This is a genomic window from Devosia indica (assembly GCF_003056405.1).
In the GTDB taxonomy this organism is placed as follows: Bacteria; Pseudomonadota; Alphaproteobacteria; order Rhizobiales; family Devosiaceae; genus Devosia; species Devosia indica.
The window spans coordinates 138,256-154,954 of sequence record NZ_PYVZ01000003.1 but is presented as its reverse complement, the minus strand read 5'-3'; the positions used below and the strand labels follow the sequence as shown (position 1 = coordinate 154,954).

General features: G+C 61.1%; 19 protein-coding genes. 15 read left to right on the top strand and 4 right to left on the bottom strand.

Annotation, left to right across the window (positions count from 1 at the left end; translation table 11 throughout):
* Window positions 1-24 precede the first annotated feature (24 nt).
* Window positions 25-402, top strand: a complete 378-nt coding sequence (locus DDE76_RS04140; protein WP_245891795.1) for a YbaN family protein — start codon at window positions 25-27, stop codon at window positions 400-402.
* A gap of 59 nt (window positions 403-461) precedes the next feature.
* Here the strand turns inward: DDE76_RS04140 and DDE76_RS04135 are convergent, their stop codons facing one another.
* Together DDE76_RS04135 and DDE76_RS04130 are read right to left on the bottom strand one after the other, a co-directional pair.
* A complete protein-coding gene (locus tag DDE76_RS04135) occupies window positions 462-1,067 on the bottom strand; it encodes a superoxide dismutase (RefSeq protein ID WP_104891574.1) in 606 nt (201 codons plus the stop codon).
* 99 nt (window positions 1,068-1,166) lie between these two features.
* The gene (locus DDE76_RS04130) at window positions 1,167-3,245 is read right to left on the bottom strand and encodes a S9 family peptidase (protein WP_104891573.1); all 2,079 of its coding nucleotides are present in this window, start codon (window positions 3,243-3,245) and stop codon (window positions 1,167-1,169) included.
* 213 nt (window positions 3,246-3,458) lie between these two features.
* Here DDE76_RS04130 and DDE76_RS04125 point away from each other — a divergent pair, with 213 nt between their 5' ends.
* The 11 genes from DDE76_RS04125 to DDE76_RS04075 all read left to right on the top strand — a co-directional run bounded on the left by DDE76_RS04125 (window position 3,459) and on the right by DDE76_RS04075 (window position 12,079).
* Window positions 3,459-5,879: a putative monovalent cation/H+ antiporter subunit A gene (locus tag DDE76_RS04125; RefSeq protein WP_245891794.1), complete on the top strand. Its 2,421-nt coding sequence runs from the start codon at window positions 3,459-3,461 to the stop codon at window positions 5,877-5,879.
* Complete coding sequence (locus DDE76_RS04120; RefSeq protein WP_104891572.1) at window positions 5,876-6,301, top strand: MnhB domain-containing protein; 426 nt, start codon at window positions 5,876-5,878, stop codon at window positions 6,299-6,301. The genes DDE76_RS04125 and DDE76_RS04120 overlap by 4 nt, the downstream gene beginning before the upstream one ends.
* Before the next feature lies 1 nt (window position 6,302).
* A complete protein-coding gene (locus DDE76_RS04115) occupies window positions 6,303-6,680 on the top strand; it encodes a Na+/H+ antiporter subunit C (protein ID WP_104891571.1) in 378 nt (125 codons plus the stop codon).
* Between the two features lie 4 nt (window positions 6,681-6,684).
* Window positions 6,685-8,292, top strand: coding sequence for a proton-conducting transporter transmembrane domain-containing protein (locus tag DDE76_RS04110; RefSeq protein ID WP_104891570.1), 1,608 nt, complete (start codon window positions 6,685-6,687; stop codon window positions 8,290-8,292).
* Window positions 8,289-8,768, top strand: coding sequence for a Na+/H+ antiporter subunit E (locus tag DDE76_RS04105; protein ID WP_104891569.1), 480 nt, complete (start codon window positions 8,289-8,291; stop codon window positions 8,766-8,768). Before DDE76_RS04110 ends, DDE76_RS04105 begins: the two co-directional genes overlap by 4 nt.
* On the top strand, window positions 8,765-9,073 hold the full coding sequence (locus DDE76_RS04100) for an MrpF/PhaF family protein (RefSeq protein WP_104891568.1): 309 nt from the start codon (window positions 8,765-8,767) through the stop codon (window positions 9,071-9,073). Before DDE76_RS04105 ends, DDE76_RS04100 begins: the two co-directional genes overlap by 4 nt.
* Window positions 9,073-9,411, top strand: coding sequence for a monovalent cation/H(+) antiporter subunit G (mnhG, locus tag DDE76_RS04095; RefSeq protein WP_104891567.1), 339 nt, complete (start codon window positions 9,073-9,075; stop codon window positions 9,409-9,411). The genes DDE76_RS04100 and mnhG overlap by 1 nt, the downstream gene beginning before the upstream one ends.
* Window positions 9,412-9,555: 144 nt before the next feature.
* Entirely contained in the window at window positions 9,556-9,978 is a 423-nt protein-coding gene (locus DDE76_RS04090; RefSeq protein WP_104891566.1) for a Ros/MucR family transcriptional regulator, read from the top strand.
* Between the two features lie 159 nt (window positions 9,979-10,137).
* A complete protein-coding gene (locus tag DDE76_RS04085) occupies window positions 10,138-10,497 on the top strand; it encodes a helix-turn-helix domain-containing protein (protein ID WP_104891565.1) in 360 nt (119 codons plus the stop codon).
* A complete protein-coding gene (locus tag DDE76_RS04080) occupies window positions 10,490-10,969 on the top strand; it encodes a DUF6456 domain-containing protein (RefSeq protein ID WP_104891564.1) in 480 nt (159 codons plus the stop codon). Before DDE76_RS04085 ends, DDE76_RS04080 begins: the two co-directional genes overlap by 8 nt.
* Before the next feature lie 81 nt (window positions 10,970-11,050).
* A complete protein-coding gene (locus tag DDE76_RS04075; protein ID WP_157955657.1) occupies window positions 11,051-12,079 on the top strand; it encodes an acyltransferase family protein in 1,029 nt (342 codons plus the stop codon).
* Here the strand turns inward: DDE76_RS04075 and DDE76_RS04070 are convergent.
* Together DDE76_RS04070 and DDE76_RS04065 are read right to left on the bottom strand one after the other, a co-directional pair.
* Window positions 12,076-12,504 (bottom strand): SufE family protein, encoded by a 429-nt coding sequence (locus tag DDE76_RS04070; protein WP_104891562.1) that lies wholly within the window; start codon window positions 12,502-12,504, stop codon window positions 12,076-12,078. The two genes, DDE76_RS04075 and DDE76_RS04070, sit on opposite strands and share 4 nt — an antisense overlap.
* A gap of 175 nt (window positions 12,505-12,679) precedes the next feature.
* Window positions 12,680-12,973 carry a hypothetical protein gene (locus DDE76_RS04065; protein WP_157955656.1) on the bottom strand — a complete coding sequence of 98 codons (294 nt, stop codon included), beginning with the start codon at window positions 12,971-12,973 and terminating at the stop codon, window positions 12,680-12,682.
* 340 nt (window positions 12,974-13,313) lie between these two features.
* Between DDE76_RS04065 and DDE76_RS04060 the strand changes: the two genes are divergently transcribed.
* The 3 genes from DDE76_RS04060 to DDE76_RS04050 are packed head-to-tail and all read left to right on the top strand — an operon-like array spanning window position 13,314 to window position 16,679.
* Complete coding sequence (locus tag DDE76_RS04060) at window positions 13,314-15,125, top strand: PAS domain-containing sensor histidine kinase (RefSeq protein WP_104891560.1); 1,812 nt, start codon at window positions 13,314-13,316, stop codon at window positions 15,123-15,125.
* The gene (locus DDE76_RS04055; protein WP_158672367.1) at window positions 15,122-16,330 is read left to right on the top strand and encodes a peptidoglycan-binding domain-containing protein; all 1,209 of its coding nucleotides are present in this window, start codon (window positions 15,122-15,124) and stop codon (window positions 16,328-16,330) included. Before DDE76_RS04060 ends, DDE76_RS04055 begins: the two co-directional genes overlap by 4 nt.
* 1 nt (window position 16,331) lies before the next feature.
* Window positions 16,332-16,679: a DUF1491 family protein gene (locus DDE76_RS04050; protein ID WP_157955655.1), complete on the top strand. Its 348-nt coding sequence runs from the start codon at window positions 16,332-16,334 to the stop codon at window positions 16,677-16,679.
* The last annotated feature ends 20 nt before the right edge of the window (window positions 16,680-16,699 follow it).

The following is a 16,699-nucleotide window of genomic DNA, read 5'->3' as shown; positions in this document are numbered from 1 at the left end:
TGTTGACCGGCGCGAGCGGGACCGTTGCGACCCATCTATCTGCTACTGGGGCTGGCCATGACGGGCCTCGGCATTGTCGGCGCCTTCCTGCCGCTGCTGCCCACCACGCCGCTGCTGATCCTTGCGACCTGGTTCTTCGCCCGCTCCTCGCCACGGCTGGAACGCTGGCTGCTTGAACATCCCAGATTCGGCGGCCTGCTGCGCGCCTGGCGGGATCAGGGCGCCATTCCGCGCCGCGCCAAGATCCTGGCCTGCTGCGGCATTGCCGTGGGCGTGGTGTTTTTCTGGATCGGCGCGAAGCCCGGCTACTGGCTATGGCTGACCGGTGCCGCCATTCTGGGCGGCAGTGCAGGCTTTGTCCTCTCCCGGCCCAATGGCTCGGCGCCCGCCAAGACAGAATAGCGCCAACAAAAAACGGCGGGATCACTCCCGCCGCTTGATCTAGCAATGAAGCACCGCAATCAGGCGGTGGCTTCCTCGAACATCTTCTCCACATACTCCCAGTTCACCAGGTTATCGAACCAGGCTTCGAGATATTTCGGGCGGGCATTGCGGTAGTCGATGTAATAGGAGTGCTCCCACACATCCACGCCCAGGATCGGGCTGGCGCCATTGACCAGCGGCGATTCCCCGTTCGGCGTCTTGGCCACTTCCAGCTTGCCGTTCTTGACCGCGATCCAGGCCCAGCCCGAACCGAACTGGGTGGTGCCGGCCGCGATGAAGTCGGCGCGCAGCTTGTCAAAGCCGCCAAGGTCGCTGTCGACCGCCGCCTGCAGCTTGCCCGGCAGCGACGTGCCGCCGCCATTGGGCTTCATCCAGTTCCAGAAGTGGATGTGGTTGTAATGCTGGCCCGCATTGTTGAACAGGCCCGCATTCTTGCCGTGGCTTTCCTTGACGATCTCTTCGAGACTCTTGCCCTCAAGGCCGGAGTCCTTGAGCAGGTTGTTGCCGTTGGTCACATAGGCCTGATGGTGCTTGTCGTGGTGAAACTCCAGGGTTTCCGCCGACATGTAGGGGCCCAGTGCATCATAGGCATAGGGCAGGGCGGGCAGTTCAAACGTGGTCATGTTAGCCTCCGGTTGGATTTCAGGATGACGCTGGCGAGAGCCGCATTTCGGCTCTGGTTATAGGCAGATGCGTTTGGCGCAACAATGTCGCGCCGGCAACTAACCGTCCAGTCCGGCTGACTTTATTGCAAAAGCATAGCACTGGGCGGTTTCCTTGAGGCGGTCGAAGCGACCGGACGCACCAGCATGGCCGGCGCTCATATTGGTCTTGAGATATAATGGTGCGTCCCCGCTCTTGGTTGCCCGCAGTTTTGCTACCCATTTAGCCGGCTCCCAATAAGTCACCCGCGGGTCGGTAAGACCGGCCAATGCGAAGATCGGCGGATAGGCCTGCGCCGAGACGGCCTCATAGGGCGCATACGCGGCGATGCGGGCATAGTCCTCTGCGCTGGTGATCGGGTTGCCCCATTCGGGCCATTCGGGCGGCGTCAGGGGCAGTGTGTCGTCGAGCATGGTGTTGAGCACGTCCACGAACGGCACCTGGGCGATGATCCCGCCCCAGAGATCCGGCCGAAGATTGGCAATGGCGCCCATCAGCATGCCGCCGGCCGACCCGCCCTGGGCGATGATCTTTCCCTTCTGTGTGTAGCCGGTCTCGATCAGCATCTCGGCGGCAGCAATGAAGTCGGAAAAGGTGTTGGTCTTGTGCTCGCGCCGGCCCTGCCTGTACCAGCGATAGCCCTTGTCCATGCCGCCGCGAATATGGGCAATCGCATAGACAAAGCCCCGATCGACCAGCGAGAGAACCGAAACTGAAAAACTGGCCGGCATCGACATGCCATAGGAGCCATAGCCATAGAGCAGGGTGGGGTTGGACCCATCAAGCTTTGTGCCCTTGCGATAAAGCAGGGTCACCGGCACCTGTTCGCCGTCACCGGCCGTTGCGAACAAGCGTTTGGTCTCATAATCGGCAGGATCGTGGCCCGAGGGTACTTCCTGGGTCTTGAGCAGGGTCCGCGCGCCGGTCTCGAGATCGACATCGAATACCTGGCTGGGCGTGGTCGGCGACGAATAGGTCAGCCGGAACACACTGGTGTCGAACTCGTAGCCGGTCGACATGCCCAGCGCATAAGCTTCTTCCTCAAAGCCGACGGTCTCCTCCTGGCCCGTGCGCAGGTCGCGCGCCACAATGCGCGGCAGGCCGTCCTCGCGTTCGAGACGGAGCAGATGGTTGGACAGCACCGCGATATCGAGGATCAGCACACCCTCCCGATGCGGGACCAGGTCAGTCCAGTTCTCGGCATCGGGATTGTCGGCCGGGGCGGTGACGATCTTGTAGTCTTCAGCCCCGTCCGCATTGGTACGCATATAGAGCAGGCCGTCCCGCTCTTCGATCTCATATTCCCGATCCGTCACGCGCGGCGCGACCAGGCGGGGCTCGCCACCCTGTTCGGCATCGATCAGCCAGACTTCGCTGGTCTGGTGATCATGCGCGTCGATGACGATGAACTTGTCCGACAGCGTCTTGCCCACGCCCACGAAGAAGCCAGGGTCCTTTTCTTCATAGACGATGGGGTCCTCTGCCTGCGCCGTGCCTAGCCTGTGGTGGCGCACGCGGAACGGGCGATGATTGTCGTCATATTCGGTATAGTAGAAGGACCGGCCATCGGCGGACCATACGGTATTGCCCGCAGTGTCCTTGATCGTTTCGATGTCCTTGCCGCTGGCCAGCTCGCGCACCACGATATCAAAATATTCCGAACCGGCCCGATCGGCAGCCCAGGTCATATAGCTGTGGGATGGGTCATGTCCGGCGCCGGCAAAGCCGAAATAGCCGTCTCCGGCCTCTGCATTGCAGTCCAGCAGTACGGTTTCATCACCGCCCTCGCGCGGCGTGCGGACGATCAGGGGGTACTGCTTTCCCTCCAGCATACGAGTATTGTAGGCCCACGCGCCATCGGGCGAGGGAACGCCGCTGTCATCTTCTTTGATGCGACCGCGAATCTCCTTGTAGATCCTGTCCTGCAGGTCTGCCGTCGGTTGGCCGAACTCGGTCTCGTAGTAGTCGTTCTCGGCCTCGAGATAGGCGCGGATGTCCTTGTCGAGCGTTTCGGGCTTCTGCATCACCTCCTGCCAGTTCTCGGCGCGCAGCCACGCATAGGGGTCATCGCGGGTAATGGTATGATGCGTGTGCGAGTGAGGAATGCGCCTGGCTATGGGCGGGGTGGCCTTGGTCATGGTGTCTCCGGACGAGTGGGCGGCGGGCTGCCACAAGAACTTGCCACAGGACATAGGCCGCCCGCCTCGGCTTTGCCACCCCCGCTGGAGATCGAAATCTGTTGGCCCTTTGGTCGCACCTTGACCGATTCCGCTTGTTCCACGGGCCCCAATCAGTAAGGTCGCAAACCAATTCCATCGGAATCGCGCTTAGGCGAGAAAGGAGTGGCAGCATTGGGGTCGTCATTTGAGGCAGGCATAGGTCTTGCTGCCGTTGCGCCCTTCGTGGCTGCCATTCTGGCACCGTATATCCAGCGTTTCGCGGGCGCATATGCCGGGTGGATTCTGGCGATCATTCCGGCCAGCATTTTCCTTTATCTGCTTGGCTTCGCCGATGCTGTCATCCACGGCGAAACGGTTTCCAGCGTCATTGAATGGATCCCGGCCTACGGCATCAACCTCTCCTTTCTGGTCGATGGTCTCAGCCTGATCTTTGCGCTGACCATTTCCGGCGTTGGCACGCTGATCATTCTCTATTCCGGGGCCTATCTTGCCGGGCATCACCACCAAGGCCGGTTCCTGGGCTATATGCTGGCCTTCATGGGCGCCATGCTCGGGCTGGTTCTGGCCGACAGCTTGCTGGCCCTGTTCCTGTTCTGGGAATTGACCTCGGTCACCTCCTTCCTGCTGATCGGCTTTGACCATTCGCGCCAGGCGGCGCGGCGCGGCGCCATCCAGGCGCTGGTGCTCACCAATATTGGCGGCATGTTCCTCCTGGCTGGTGCCATCCTGGTCTATCAGCTCGCCGGGACCTGGGAGATGAGCGCGGTGCGCCAAATGGGCGAGGTGTTGCGCGGCAACGAGCTTTATCTTCTGGTGCTGATCTGCTTCCTCGGCGCCGCCTTCACCAAGTCGGCGCAGTTCCCGCTGCATTTCTGGTTGCCCAACGCCATGGAGGCCCCGACACCGGTTTCGGCTTTTCTGCATTCGGCCACCATGGTGCAGGCCGGCGTCTATCTGCTGGCGCGCATGACGCCCTCGCTCGGGGGCACGGATGTCTGGACCAATACGCTGGTTATCTTTGGCGGCATCACGCTGATCTGGGGTTCGCTGGGCGCGCTCAAGCAGACCGATCTCAAGCAGATCCTGGCGCAGACCACGATTGCTTCGCTTGGCCTTCTGGTGCTGCTGATCGGTTTGGGCAGCGACTACGCGATTTCTGCCATGGTGGTCTATTTCGTGGCGCACGCCTTCTACAAGGCGGGCCTGTTCATGGTGGCGGGCGCTATCGACCATGAGGCCGGAACCCGGGAAATCACCGCGCTGGGCGGACTGGCCGAAAAGATGCCGGTCACCTTTATCGGTGCGGCGCTGGCATCGCTCTCCATGATCGGCCTGCCGCTGACCATTGGTTATTTCGCCAAGGAAGAGATGTATCTGGGGCTGATGAGCGGTGAATGGACTGCCATCCTGGTGATGATCGTGCTGATCGCGGGCAATGCCATGCTGGCCGGTGTGGCCCTGTTGGTGATGATCCGGCCCTTCCTCGGCGAGGCTGTTGCGACACCCAAAAAACCGCACGAGGCCCCAATCGCCATGCTCGCCGGCCCCATCCTGCTCGGTGCCGGTGGCATTATTGCCGGTATCCTGCCCGACTGGCTTGGCCATGACGTGCTGGTGCCCGGAGCATCGGCTATTCTGGGGCGCGCTGTGGAAAGCCATCTGACGCTGGCGCTGGATTTCACCAGCCTGCTGCTCTGGCTGTCTGCATTGACCTGGCTATTGGGCGTTCTGGTCTATCGCCAGGCGGACACCATTCGCACCCTGCTGCGCCGTTTCGACAAGGCCCTTGGCTGGACGGCCGACACGGTGTTCGACATCGTCATGTTCAGCCTGATCCGATTTTCGGGGGCGCTGACCCGCTTCCTGCATCACGGTCAGCTTGAGTTTTATCTGGTAATTGTCTTTGCCGCGCTGGCCGCTGCTCTGTTCGGACCTATGCTGGTTTGGGGTGGGCTCGATTGGCTGGAACCGACCGCCGAGCTGGGCGATTGGAGCCAGCGCCTGGTTCTTCCAGCCCTGGCACCTTATGAATGGGGCGTGTTGGCGCTGGCTGTGCTTGGGCTCATCGCCGTGCTAATTGCGCAGTCGCGTTTGGTGGCGATCCTCTCGCTTGGTGTGCAGGGCACCGCGGTGGCCTTGATCTTCCTGCTCTTTGGCGCGCCGGACCTGGCCTTTACCCAGCTCATGGTGGAAATTCTCTCGGTGGTCATCCTGACCTTCGTGATGACGCGCTTGCGGCTCGATCAGCGCGATCACCGGCCCTTCGAGGATTGGGCGCGCGATGGCGCACTTGCGATCGTTTGCGGGCTTGGCGTCAGCCTGCTGCTGATGTTGGTGCTCAATGGTACGCTCGACACACGCCTGTCTGATTTCTTCACCGCGACCAGCGTGCCGATCGCCCATGGGCACAACATCGTCAACGTGATCCTGGTGGACTACCGCGGCTTCGATACGCTGGGTGAGATTGCCGTGGTCATGGGCGCGGGCATGGCGGTGCTGGCCCTGTTGCGCCGCCAGAAGAAACCGGCCCCGGCACCATCGGAACCGGACAAGCCCAAGCGCGCCCGTAAACCCAGGAAGGCCGCATCATGAACACGGTCATCTTCCGCACGCTGGCCCCTTTGATCGTTGCGATCATGCTTGTCTTCTCGGTCTATGTGACGCTGCGCGGACACAATGAACCGGGCGGCGGCTTCATCGGCGGTCTGATCGCGGCCGCGTCTATCGCCGTGTTCGGCATGGCCGCCGGTGTAAGTGCAGTGCGCCGGTCCCTGCGCTTCGACCCCATGGCGATTGCCGGTTTCGGTGTGGTGCTGGCCGGCCTTTCTGGCCTGGCGAGCCTGCTGACTGGCTCCCCCTTCATGACCAGCATCTGGCTCTATCTGGAGTTCGGTCCCAGCATCATCCCGCTTTCGACCCCGCTGTTCTTCGATCTGGGCGTCTATTGCGTTGTGTTCGGTACCCTGTCTGCCATTGCCCTGTCGCTTGAAAGCGACCGCGAAGAGGATCTGTGAGATGGAGTATATCCTCGCCGCCCTTGTGGGCCTGTTCATCACTATCGGGACCTACCTGCTGCTCTCGCGTTCGGTGATCCGCATGCTGATTGGCCTGACCATCTTCAGCAATGGCGTGCTCCTGCTGATCTTTACGGCTGGCCGCCTGACCCAGGAAGTTGCCCCCATCGTGCCTGAGGGGCTTGAGGTGCCCGAAGGCGCAATCGCTAACCCGCTGCCACAGGCGCTGATCCTGACCGCCATCGTGATCGGCTTTTCAATGTTTGCCTTCCTGCTCGTGCTGGCGTTTCGCGCCTATCAGAGCCTGGATGCCGACAATACCGACACCATGCGCCTGGCTGAGCCCGACAATGCGCCCAACCCGCCGCTGAGCTACTGACCCCATGGCCACTTCCACTCCGACGACTGATCTGCCCGCGGCCATGATCGACACGGTGGTCCCGGCGTCCGACTGGGTCATTGTCCTGCCCATAGCCCTCGCCCTGATGGGGGCTGCCGGGCTGATGATGTTCCGCCGCAGCAATGGTACGCCGCTGATCGGCGCCGTGATCGTGGTTCTTGCCATTATTGCCTGCGAGATCGCACTTTTGCTCGAGGTGCTGGCCAATGGGCCGGTCAGCATGACCATGGGGCGCTGGCTGCCGCCTTTCGGCATCAGCCTGACGGCCGATATCTTCGGCGCCAGCTTTGCCCTGGCCGCTGCTGTCGTGACCCTGATTGTATTGTTCTATGCCGAACTGGACCGCGCCGATGCGGACGGGCGTGATGCCTTCCATCCCATGGTCCTGCTGCTCCTGGCCGGCGTAACCGGCGCATTCCTCACCGGGGATTTATTCAATCTCTATGTGTGGTTCGAGGTCATGCTGATTGCCTCGTTCGGCCTGATCGTGCAAGGAAACCGGCCGCTGCAGCTCGATGGCGCGGTCAAGTATGGCTTTCTCAATTTCCTGGCAACGACCTTCTTCCTGATGGCCCTCGGCCTGCTCTACGGCCTGCTTGGCACACTCAACATGGCCGACATCATGCGGGTCGCCAGTGCGGCCAATCCGGCGGCCATGGCCGGGGTGGCGGCGCTGTTCATGCTGGCTTTCGGCATGAAGGCGGCGGCCTTCCCGGTCAATGCGTGGCTACCGGCGTCCTATCACACCCCGCCGGCCGCCATATCGGCCCTGTTTGCGGGTCTGCTGACCAAGGTTGGCGCCTATGCCATGCTCCGCGCGCTCGTGGTGGTGCTGCCAGCCAGTCGCGACATGCTTGAGCCCGTGTTGGCATGCATTGCCATCGGGACGCTGCTGATCGCGCCACTTGGCGCCATCGCCGAAACCAATCTGCGCCGCGCCATCGGCTTTGTGGTGATCGGCGGTATTGGGGCGGTGATCGCTGGGCTGTCCATGCCCAGCCTGAACGGCGTGGCCGGGTCGGGCCTCTATATCTTCCATGCAATCCTGACCATGACCGCGCTCTATATGGTCGCCGGTCTTGTCGAAAAGACCACCGGGCAAACCGACACCCGGCACATGGGCGGTCTCTATGCCGCCAATGCACCGCTCTCCATTCTGTTCATCTTGCTGGTCCTGGCCTCTGCCGGTGTGCCGCCCTTCCTCGGCTTCTGGCCCAAGCTGCTGCTGCTCGAAGCCGGCCTCGACCAAGGCGTGACCGGCACGGCGCCCGGTTGGCTTGGTACGGCTATGGTCTTGGCACTATTGATAAATGCCGTCCTGACTCTCATCGCCGGCACCCGCCTCTGGGCCCATGTCTTCTGGCGCTCGGGGCCGGAAGGGCAGGGTTCCGAACACGGTTCGGTGGCGCTCAAATCCTTTGACAACCGCGGCCACCTTGCCCTCGGCGCAACAACTCTTCTCGTCGCCGGCATCGTGGTCGCCGGGCTCTGGCCGGGGCCGTTGATGGACGGGGTCAGCGCGGGCGCTGCCGATATCCTTGATCCGGCGCGCTATGTTGAGGCCACCGGCCTGGCAGGGGACGAGCTATGAACACGGTTTTTCTGGTTGTCATTCTTGCGCTGGTCTGGGCCGGAATTTCTGGAAGCTTTTCCGGCCTTAACCTGCTGCTGGGCGGCGTTGTCGGCGGCGTGGCGGTGTTGGTGCTGCGCGAAGCCTTCGCCAGTCCGCGGGCCTTGCGGCGCATTCGACGCATCATTTCTCTTGCGGCGCTGTTCCTTTACGAACTGGTCGTCAGCGCGGTACGCGTAGCGATCGTCGTTATGCGCCCCAATCTGTCCAGCGCAGTACGGCCCGCCATCATTGCGGTGCCGCTTACAGTAAAGTCCGACGCAGAAATCACGCTTCTGGCAAACATGATCACGCTGACCCCGGGCACGCTCAGTGTCGACGTGGCGGCCGACAAGTCGGTGCTCTACGTACACGCCCTGGATATGGCCGATAAGGACGCAATGATCGCCGACATTGCCAATGGCTTTGAGAAGAAGATCCAGGAGGTGTTCGAATGACCGCGACACTCTTTATCGAGTGGACGACATTGATTTCGCTCGTCCTGCTGGCCGTCGCGCTGTTGGTCTCGCTGGTGCGTATCGTGATCGGCCCATCCTTGTCCGATCGTGTGCTGGCGCTTGACCTGCTCGCTGTCGTCGCCATGGGCTTCGTCGGTGCCATTGCTGTGAGAACCGGGCTCTGGCTTTACCTCGATATTGCGATTGCACTGGCCCTGCTGGGCTTTCTCGCCACAGTGGCCCTGGCACGTTACGTCCTGCTGCGTGGCGCCCGGCAAAGTCCGGCGCAGGAGGAGGGCCGCTAATGCTCGAGGGGCTTGAACTCTATCTCGGCGGCACGCTGCTGGTACTTGGCGCAGCATTCACCCTGCTTGCTACAATAGGGGTTGTACGCTTGCCAGACCTCTATACTCGGATGCACGCAGCGTCCAAGGCCGGCGCCGTGGGCGGCGGACTGATTCTTCTTGCCGTGGCCGTTTTAAGCCAAGATGCGGCCGTATCGGTGCGTGCCATTATTGGGGTCATGTTTGTCTTGCTGACTACACCTGTTTCTGCCCATCTATTGGCACGTGCGAGTTATCTTACTGGATATCGTCCGTGTAATGATACTGTTATCGATGACATAGCCCAAAGCAACGAATAATATTCGTTGCCATAATCCCATTCCATATTACATGTTAAGCGTCTCTCTCGGGGGTTGCGTGTGCTAGTAAACGATCATATTAGATCAGTAAGGCTAGTAACTGCCCTTGTTGCGGCCCAATAAAAAAGTATGGAAGGTTGAAAGATGAACGACGATACCGGCGCGTTCGCTACAGTTGAGTCCGACCTGATCGAGCTCAGCACTGAAATTGTTTCCGCTTATGTCAGCCACAACGCGGTCAGCCCCGGCGATCTGCCCAAGTTGATTGCCGAGGTTCATGGTGCCTTGCGCGCTCTGCAGGCCAACGAGAATCCGGCACCGGTTGAAGAACTCAAGCCCGCAGTGCCGATCCGCAAGTCCGTGGCCAATGATTTCATCATCTGTCTCGAAGACGGCAAGAAGTTCAAATCGCTCAAGCGCCACTTGCGCACGCACTACAATCTGTCTCCGGAAGAATACCGCGAGAAGTGGGGCCTGCCGGCCGACTACCCAATGGTGGCGCCCAGCTATTCGGCAACGCGCTCCAAGCTGGCCAAGGACAATGGCCTGGGCCGTAAGGCGGACTGATCTAGCAAGCTGATCGACACTGAATTGCTATGGCCGCCCCTGAGGCGGCCATTTGCTTTTTTGACACCTTGTAGATTGTGAGCACCAACTTATCCCCGGTTGGGTGGCTTTGGTTAGAAAATAGGAATATCGTCCTATTTCGAGCGGAGCACCCTGCCCATGCAACAACTGCACAGCGACATTGCCGCACCCTATCTCCCGGCCCGGCACAGCCCAAGCGCTGTATGTCAGGCCGCAACGCTTGTTGCGCAACATACCAATGTCGATGTCTCCATGATCTTTCACGCCAGGCGGTGTCGCATCAATACGGCGCGTGCGCGTCAACTGGCCATGTATCTGGCGCATGTCGTACTCGGCGAAAGCCTGACTGACATCGGAATGGCCTTTGGACGGGATAGGACAACTGTCTCCTATGCGTGCAATCTGATCGAAGATATGCGCGACGACGTCGAATTCGACCGCGAAGTCACCGATCTTGAAATGCGTCTACAGACAATGGTGGGGCTTGCTCATGGGTGAGTTGCCCGAGGCCGTGTCGCGCCTATCGGCATCGGCAGACCATGAAGGATTTCTGCATCCCCATCACCTAGAGGCTGCACGCTTGGTCGCCAGGACGTTCGAGCGGGCCATGCTCCGCCAACGGGTGACCATGTCCTATGATTTGGCGCGCATCGGCGGGTACGCAAGCAGGCATGGTCAGGCCGATCTGTCCGAAACCGTCGAAGATGCGCGGCAAAAGCTGGCACGATTGGCGCAGCGCATTCCTCCGGACTGCTGGGGCGTGCTCATTGATGTCTGCGTTTATGACAAGGGCCTGCAGCAGATCGAGGTTGAACGCCGCTGGCCGCGGCGGAGCGCCAAGCTGGTCTTGCGAATCGGGCTGGATCAATTGGCGCGGCTGATGGGGCTGGACGCCACGGCCACGGGCAGACAAAGCTCCAGAACGCAGTCCTGGCTGCCCGCACGTCCGGCCATGTTTCCTGAGTCGTGAAATTAACGATGTAATCTTTGGTAATGTTCGGGCCTGTCGCCGGCGTGATATTGACTGCCATCTCCGTGGGGGCACTTTCCCTTGAACGCCAAGATCCAGTCTATTCAATCATTGCGGGCGATAGCGGCCGTTCTGGTGCTTGCATCGCACGCCTTGCTCTATCCGCTCGCCGAACAGACCCTGGCCTATGGCCGGCTGGGATGGCTGGGCGTTATCCTCTTTTTTGTTGTCTCCGGCTTCATCATGGTCGCTGTAACCGGACAGGGAGGCTTTGAAGCCGGGGCCTTTCTGCGTCGCCGCGTGCTGCGCGTGGTCCCGCTCTATTGGGGGTTCACGCTTCTCGCTGCATTTCTTGCGCTGGTCTTGCCCGATCTGTTTAAGTCGACCGTCTTCGATGGGCAGCAATTGCTGCTCTCACTGGCCTTTATTCCCTTCTACAATCCGGCCAGTCATGGCCTGCATCCACTCTACAAGCTCGGCTGGACGCTCAATTACGAGATGTTCTTCTATGTCAGCTTTGCCCTGTTGGCCGTGCTGCGCGCCCGCCAGCGCGTGATGGTGCTGTCGGTGGCCTATCTGGGCCTGTCGTTCACCGGCCTGCTGTTGCATCCTGAGAGCGCTATTCCGGCCTTTTACACCAGCTACATGCCTCTCGCCTTTGTTGCCGGTGCATGGCTTGGACTGGCCCACATCGAAGGGCGGCTGCGCGATATGCCCCGTTCAATGGTCGTGCCCCTGATCGCGATTGCCTTGGCTGGAGTGGCGGAGGGGTTCTGGCTTGATCGTGGGATGGTCGAGGACGAAACCGCGTTTCTCGGATTTCTGGCCTTTGCCGTCGCAGTCACCGCGCTGTTCGTCGGCGTAGAGGCACACCTGCCGCGCTTGCATTGGCTCGAACGGCTCGGGGATGCGTCTTATTCGATTTACCTGGTGCACATATTTGCAGTGGGTGCCTTTGCCGGCTTTGTGCTCAAGTTGCTCGAACCTGAGAACGCGTTCGTGATAGCTGGCGCGGTGGGGATGGCAATGCTTGGGGGCCTGGCGCTGGGCTGGGCCTGTTATGCGATGATCGAGAAGCCGCTGACGGCGCGCTTGCGCCGCTTCGCCTAAGCCAGAGCAGCCTTTGCCTCGCCGCGTATCCGGTTGACCATGGCCACTAGCCCATTGGAGCGTTGAGTGGTCAGATGTTCGCGCAGGCCCAGTTCATCGAACAGGGCAATAGCGTCAGTTTCTGCAATTTCGCTCGCAGCCCGGTCCGAATAAAGCGCCAGCAGAACGGCAACCAGGCCCTGCACAATCATGGCGTCGCTCTCCCCGCGAAAGCGCAGATGGGGCGCGCCACCGACATTGTCAGGCTCGGCAACCAGCCAGACCTGCGACACGCAGCCATTGACCTTATTGGTCGCATTGCGCTCGGCCTCTTCAAGCTTGGGCAAGGCTTGCCCCAGTTCGATGAGATAGCGGTAGCGGTCTTCCCAGTCATCAAGAAAGGAAAGGTTGTCGGCAATGTCCTGGAAAGGCTGAGGCTGTGTCATACGCCCTATCTAGGGGATGGATCGCGTCATTGCCAGAGCCATGCGCGGGAGGAAGAAAAAGCCGCAGATGCGGGGCAGCGCATCTGCGGCAGGAGCCAGGGGTCTATGGAGTAGCGTCGCTTGGGGAAGTGACACGACCCCTGGAGTAGCTTCCGACGCCCGGGGCAGGCGCCTGTTATCCCGCGCGATCCGGCCGAGGTCGGGGCATCGGAACCGCGTTGAGTGCCGGCGATGCATGCATGGGGGCGCCGGCAAGCTGGGTCGACTGAAGTGCTGCAACGGCCATGGCCTTGCCGCCCAGACACTGAATTTCATTGCATTCGATAGCGTCTATCTGCGCGGCTACGAACTGGCTGCCACGAGCCATTGCCTCACCGGAAAAGTTCGCGGCGGCATCACCAACATCCACTCCCGGCCGGATGACCAGGAAGGCAAGGGTAAGCCAAAATACCGAGCGCAGCAGAAACATGTTGTCCAAGTCCATCGCGGACGGTGATCGTCCGGCTGATGAGACCAGGTTAGGGAACGCGAATTAAGCGCGGCTGGGGTTAGTCGGTAAAATTTGAAACAAATGCCGACTGATCCGACAAGGGGGCAAGACCTTGTTTACGCTAACTGGTGAAACACCCCCGCTACCAACGTGAATCAGATCGATTGGGGGTGTGGCTTAAGCCCCTCTTAGCGGTTGCTGGCCGAGGCTCAAGTCAACAACGACCCGGTTTCATTCGGGCGAAAATGGCTCGGGGAAGGGCCAGCGAACGGTCCTCGGGCCGCAGGAATACAGGCGTCGGTTAGTGAGTTTTTTGTTGATGCGTAGCTTCACTCTATTCGGAGCCAGCAAGAGAAGCGTCACCGCTTCGTCCGGCTCTGGCAATTGGCCCGAGCTGCTGCGCCGCGAAACCATCGCAAATAATGCAAAGCTGCTTGCCGCCGCTGCACTGCTGGGCATGGTCCCAGCCATATATGCTCTCATTTTGGGTGCTTCAGTCCCGTTCCTGCTGGCCTCGCTTGTACTGGCGGGCGGGTTGATCAGTCTGGCGTTGCACCAGCGCAGCCAGCAGGAAATCGCGGCCGCCGCGCAAGTTGCCACGCTGATGGCCACAGGCATGGTTCTGACCTTGGTTGACCCTCGATTGGGCGACGCCGGCATGGCCATGGCCGTTATGGGGCCGGTGCTCGCTGGTCTGATCGCGCGTAGCCCGTTGCGTCGGCTGAGCTGGCTCGGCCTGGTGCCAGTGACGGCGCTGGGCATGGCTGCGGCCAGTCTGGGCCTGCCTACGGCGCCCCTGGCGGGAGCCGTCCTGACCTATAGTTCGGTTGCTGGCTTTGCCGTTGCGTTTGCAGTCGTTGCCTTCAGCGCCCACCGCATCAACATGGCGTTCGAGGTGAACGACAAGGCCCAAGTCAGCGCCTATCGCCATCTGATAGAACATGTGCAGGATACCGTGCTGCGCCTGTCGACTGACGGCAATATTCTGGTTGCATCGCGGTCTTCGGAAACCCTGTTTGGCTGTCCGCGTTACCAGGTGGCTGGCGCAAAGCTTGCCGAGCGCCTGCACATCATGGATCGCCCGGCCTTTCTCACAGCCCTGGCCGAAGCGGCGCAGGACGGGCGGAACCGCCTGATTGAACTACGCCTGCGGCAGGACGATCCGCATGCCCGCAGCAATATTCCCCGCTTCCTTTGGGTCGAAGTGCAGCTTTCGCCGATCATTGACGACTCGGCCGGCGGCGAGCGCCACGACGTCATTGCACTCTTGCGCGACATAACGGCGCGCAAGGACGCCGAAGCGGCCATGGCGGAGGCTCGCCGTGTTGCCGAAGACGCGTCACAGGCCAAGTCGCGCTTCCTCGCCACCATCGGGCATGAGCTGCGCACGCCGCTCAATGCCGTGGTCGGCTTTTCGGAGATGATGTCGAGCGGCATCGGCGGAGATCTCTCGCCCACGCACAAGGAATATGCCGGCCTGATCCAGCAGAGCGGGAAACACCTGCTCGAAGTGGTTAGCATGTTGCTCGACATGTCGCGCATCGAGGCCGGCAAATTCGAGATTCAAGCCGAATCCATGGATGCGGGCGCTATTATCCCGGCCTGCTTTGCCATGGTGGAGACACTGGCGCAGGAACGCAATGTCAGGCTGGTGTCGGAAATTGAACCGGACCTGCCGCTGATGTCGGCAGATGAGCGGGTGTGCAGGCAGATTGTGATCAATCTGCTCTCCAACGCCGTCAAGTTCAGCCATGAAGGCGGCCTGGTGACTGTTGCGGTCAAGCGGCAGGGGCAGTCGATCAATTTCTCCGTGAAGGATCGCGGTATCGGCATGGCTCCCGCAGCCATGGCGCGAATCGGTGAACCCTTCTTCCAGGTGCAGGATGGCCTGAGCCGCAAATATGAGGGGACCGGGCTGGGCCTGTCCATCGTCAAGGGCCTGGTCGAGCTGCATGGAGGCACATTGCGCGCCATGTCGGAGATTGGGGCGGGGACAACCATCACTGTTTTGCTTCCCATAAACGGTCCGGCAACCAAACCGGGCGAAACTGCCGACATTCTGCAACTTCATCGTGAGCCCGTGGCTGCGGCCCCCACTTCATGGCCAAACGAAAAAAGAAAAGCACAATGACGGCTTCGACCCTGACCCAACTGCCGCTAATGGCGGGCAGCGCCCTGCTTGGTACCCTCGGCCGAGCGGGGCTCTGGATTATTTCGCGCTACATGCGCGCGCCCCTGGCGTCCACTGGTCTGCTGGCTATGGTGACCCTGACCGCCCTGGCGGGCAGCAACGCCCTGTTCTTCCAGACGGCTGAACATCCATCGCCATTTTTTGCGCCATCGCGCAATGTTGTTGCGCCGCTGCCGACACCGGTTGTCGAGCGTCCCGTCACGCCGCGGACCAGTTCGGTCGAGTCGGCCCCCGTGCTCCCCGAGCTGCCACAAGCGAGCGCAGAGACTACAGGCAGCGTTGCCGCGCCGGTGCAACGGGTTGTGCCGGATACACCCGTGGGCAATGCGCAGATGTTCGCGGTGCAGAAGAAGCTGTTGGAGCTGCAGCTCTTTACTGGCGAAGTTGACGGCTATTACGGGCCCAAGACCGCCGAGGCCATTCGGGCGTTTGAACAGCGCAATGGCATGACCCCGACCGGCGCCAATGACCCGGCCGTTGTTCAGGCCATTCTCGATGCGGATTCCGCAGGGCGCGTGAGGACGCCGGTCGATGCTCAGCCACAGGCTCTGCGCGAGCCGTCGCCTGTCGCTGCGCAGCCAGCACCCATCCAGCAAGCGGCGGTGACCGCTCCTGCTCCGGTGGCTGCGCCAGAAGTTCAGCAAGATCAGGTCGTTGCCCGCTTGCAGACACTATCGCCGGCCGAGCAGGTGTTCGACGATGTCGCTCAGTCGGCGGCTAATACTATCGATTCGATCATCGCCGCTGTTGATGGATCGCGCGGCGGCGCTGGTACTGCCGGCAGTCCGCCCATTCCCAGTGCCTCGTTGCCTTCCCTGCGTCCGGTTGCCCAGCCCATGCCGGCGCCCGTGCAGCCGGTAGCTACGGTCCAGACCCAGCAGCCCGCGGCCACGCAGAGCCAGACAGTGCAGCTTGCCAGTACCGCGCCAGCGTCCGTGGCGCCCGCAACCGACGCCGCACTGGTCACCCAGATACAGACCGGTCTGGCCAGCCTTGGCTTCTTTCGTGGCCCGATTGACGGCAAGCCTGGACCGGAAACGGCGCGCGCCATTCGCGAGTTCGAGAATTTCTACCGCTACAGAATGACCGGGCAGGTGCAGCCAGACCTGGTGGAGCTCCTGCTGAAGGCAGGCGCGACGATCTGACGTGTCCAGCTTTCGCAGCGATTTGTGGTGCATGGCCTTTGTCCGGCGCCACAATGACATGGGCAATATGTGCGTTGTGGCGCGACGCGGCGATCCCATAGCCGGTCAAATCTTCATCGAGGTCGATCACCTTGATGGAACACGATCACTGTTCACACCTGCGCCAACGGTAAGCCGGGGCGACAATGCAGGGCAGATGTTTCAACGCCGTTTCGAACGGGTGGAACCCGCCAAGGTGCGTGAACGCATCGACCAGGAAATCTCATTCGATCCGGATCTCTGGGTGCTGAGCATCGACATGCGCGGCGATGAGCTGGGGATCGACCTGGTGCGCGAACCAAAGGGCTAGCCAGCAACTATTGTCGTTGC

What these genes read in the sequence shown, in the direction of transcription:
- DDE76_RS04135 (WP_104891574.1), bottom strand. Translation starts at nt 1,067, where the DNA reads ATGACCACGTTTGAACTGCCCGCCCTGCCCTATGCCTATGATGCACTG.
- DDE76_RS04130 (WP_104891573.1), bottom strand. Translation starts at nt 3,245, where the DNA reads ATGACCAAGGCCACCCCGCCCATAGCCAGGCGCATTCCTCACTCGCAC.
- DDE76_RS04120 (WP_104891572.1), top strand. Translation starts at nt 5,876, where the DNA reads ATGAACACGGTCATCTTCCGCACGCTGGCCCCTTTGATCGTTGCGATC.
- DDE76_RS04115 (WP_104891571.1), top strand. Translation starts at nt 6,303, where the DNA reads ATGGAGTATATCCTCGCCGCCCTTGTGGGCCTGTTCATCACTATCGGG.
- DDE76_RS04110 (WP_104891570.1), top strand. Translation starts at nt 6,685, where the DNA reads ATGGCCACTTCCACTCCGACGACTGATCTGCCCGCGGCCATGATCGAC.
- DDE76_RS04105 (WP_104891569.1), top strand. Translation starts at nt 8,289, where the DNA reads ATGAACACGGTTTTTCTGGTTGTCATTCTTGCGCTGGTCTGGGCCGGA.
- DDE76_RS04100 (WP_104891568.1), top strand. Translation starts at nt 8,765, where the DNA reads ATGACCGCGACACTCTTTATCGAGTGGACGACATTGATTTCGCTCGTC.
- mnhG (WP_104891567.1), top strand. Translation starts at nt 9,073, where the DNA reads ATGCTCGAGGGGCTTGAACTCTATCTCGGCGGCACGCTGCTGGTACTT.
- DDE76_RS04090 (WP_104891566.1), top strand. Translation starts at nt 9,556, where the DNA reads ATGAACGACGATACCGGCGCGTTCGCTACAGTTGAGTCCGACCTGATC.
- DDE76_RS04085 (WP_104891565.1), top strand. Translation starts at nt 10,138, where the DNA reads ATGCAACAACTGCACAGCGACATTGCCGCACCCTATCTCCCGGCCCGG.
- DDE76_RS04080 (WP_104891564.1), top strand. Translation starts at nt 10,490, where the DNA reads ATGGGTGAGTTGCCCGAGGCCGTGTCGCGCCTATCGGCATCGGCAGAC.
- DDE76_RS04070 (WP_104891562.1), bottom strand. Translation starts at nt 12,504, where the DNA reads ATGACACAGCCTCAGCCTTTCCAGGACATTGCCGACAACCTTTCCTTT.
- DDE76_RS04065 (WP_157955656.1), bottom strand. Translation starts at nt 12,973, where the DNA reads ATGTTTCTGCTGCGCTCGGTATTTTGGCTTACCCTTGCCTTCCTGGTC.
- DDE76_RS04060 (WP_104891560.1), top strand. Translation starts at nt 13,314, where the DNA reads ATGCGTAGCTTCACTCTATTCGGAGCCAGCAAGAGAAGCGTCACCGCT.
- DDE76_RS04055 (WP_158672367.1), top strand. Translation starts at nt 15,122, where the DNA reads ATGACGGCTTCGACCCTGACCCAACTGCCGCTAATGGCGGGCAGCGCC.